Genomic DNA, 2,252 nt, shown 5'->3' with positions numbered 1-2,252 from the left:
CGATCCCCATCAGGGGCATGGGCGAGATGGTCACCTACTTTCTGGTCGGAAGGAACCGATGAGCAGCCGAGCGCCTGCGATCAGCGGAACCACGCCCCTCACCGGGCGACAGAGCAAGCAGCACAGTCGGCAAGATAGCCGAGCAGGGACTCCTACGGGCGTCTCGCAGACCGGCATCCTCACCATGGAAAACTGCCGGTGTCATGGAATCGAACCGGCGACCCCATCCCTACCATGGAACCACCGGGAACCGCTGTGCGGACCGCCGTCTTCGCAGGTCGCGCCCGACCGTCGGGGCCGAAGGTATCGGTTCTCCTTCGGTGAAGTTATGCGTTCACCTACCAGCTGATCGGGATTGGACTTCGAGCGGGCTCTTGAGGATCGGTAGGCCGCCATTACAGTGGCCTGCTCGCGCACCGCTGGTAGGTGTCCTGCCAGGGCCTGAGCCGCTCGAAGGTGGCGCTGGCGGCCAGCACGTCGGCGTCACCGTAGCGGCGGCCGATCAGCTGCATGCCGACCGGCAACCGGTCCTCGGCCAAGCCCGCGGGGATCGAGGCGGCCGGGTGGCCGGTGAAGTTGACGAAGTAGGTCAGGCACCAGCCGATCAGTGGGTCGACCTCGACGTCGTTGATGCGGTTGGGGCCCATGGTGTTGCCGTCGTCGGCGTTGTCTACCGGTAGGCAGGCCAGCGTCGGGGTCACCAGCAGGTGGTGATCGTCCAGCACCCGCTGGATCGCGTCGTAGATCTCCGCGCGAGCTTGCTGGTCGCGCGAGAGGTCCAACGCGCTCATCCGATAGCCCTCCTCAATCCACCGGAGGTACTCAGGCGGGAAGTCCTCGCGGTGCTCGGCGAGCAGGTCCACCCCGTTGCGCTTGAAGTTCTCGAAGGTCTCCACGTTGATCGGCATGATCAGCCGGCACCACAGGTCGCTCAGCTCCCGCTGGTCCCGCTCGATGCCCAGCCGCACCTCCTCGACCTCCGCGCCGGCCTGCTCGAAGGCCCGCACGGCCGAGGCCACCACCTCGGCGACACGCCGGTCGACCGGGAAGACGTCGAAGTCGGGGCTGTAGGCGATCCGCCAGCCATCAATGGGCCGCCGAACCGCCGGGGTGAAGCGCTCGTCGGAGTCGAGACTGAACGGGTCCCTGGAGTCGTAGCCGGCCAAGGCGTCCAAGGCCAGCGCGGCGTCCTCGACCGTCCTGGTGATCGGCCCCTCGAACAGGAACGGGTTGATGCCGCCGAAGGCGTTGGGCCGGAGGACGTAGGGGATGCGACCGAAGGAGGCCTTGTAGCCGTACACGCCGCACCAGGCGGCGGGGATGCGGATCGAGCCACCCCCGTCGGTCCCCTCGGCCAGGGGCAGGAGCCCGTCGGCGACCGCGGCGGCGCTGCCTCCCGAGGAGCCGCCGGTGTTCTTGGCGGTGTCGAAGGGGTTGCGGCTGGGGCCGAACAGGTAGTTGTCGCAGGTGCCCCGGAACCCCATGATCGGGCTGTTGGTCTTGCCAACCACGATCGCGCCGGCTTGTTGGATCCGCTCGGCGAACGCGCACGACGCGTCGAGGGTGAGGTCCTTGAGGGCGCGGATGCCGCCGAAGGTCGCCGGCCAGCCTGGCTGGAAGTCGAACAGGTCCTTGATCGCAGTGGGCACCCCGTGCAGCACCCCAAGCTCCGCTCCGGACACCAACGCCTGCTCGGCCTCCCGGGCCCGTTGGCGGGCGTTATCAAAGCCGAGGTAGACCAGGGCATTCAGGCTCTGGTTTCTGGCCTGGATGCGCTCGATGAAGGCGTCGACGACCTCGACGGGGGACAACTGCCGCCGCCGGATCCGTGCCGCCAGTTCCGTCGCCGTCACGTAGGCAAGCTCATCTGCCAACGCCATCCTGGCCCACCTCCTCCAAATGGCCGCCTTGCGGCGGCCGACCGTCATCGCCTCGTGGCGGCAGGGGTTTCCGTCCTGACCACATGGCCTGGTCCTCAAGCCAAGGACCAGACCCCGCGCCGCGTGGCCCATCTGGCCGCTGCTTGCCTCCGGTTCCTCACAGCACCGGCACGTCATACCTCGTGGGCGAGGAGCTCCTTGAGCGCGTCGTCGATGAACTTGGTGTCGGTTCGGTCGGCGTCGAGCCCACCGCCGGCGAAGTGCCCCCAGACGCCCGGGATCACCCGCAGCTCCGCGTTGGGCATGTGCCTGACCTCGTAGTCATTGTCCTCGGGCGGGAAGTAGAGGTCCTTCTCCGCCGGCATCACGATC

At 67.8% G+C, this 2,252-nt stretch carries 2 protein-coding genes; both read right to left on the bottom strand.

Going from position 1 to position 2,252, the window contains the following annotated elements; genetic code table 11:
- Nucleotides 1–395: 395 nt before the first annotated feature.
- Complete coding sequence (locus tag VF468_28245) at nucleotides 396–1,880, bottom strand: amidase (GenBank protein HEX5882175.1); 1,485 nt, start codon at nucleotides 1,878–1,880, stop codon at nucleotides 396–398.
- A gap of 173 nt (nucleotides 1,881–2,053) precedes the next feature.
- On the bottom strand, nucleotides 2,054–2,252 hold a 199-nt coding region (locus VF468_28240; GenBank protein ID HEX5882174.1), incomplete at its 5' end, for a hypothetical protein.

It is taken from the genome of Actinomycetota bacterium (assembly GCA_036280995.1).
Taxonomy (GTDB): Bacteria; Actinomycetota; CALGFH01; order CALGFH01; family CALGFH01; genus CALGFH01.
Note: the sequence above shows the minus strand (reverse complement) of the source record. Positions and strands in the feature narration are given on the sequence as shown.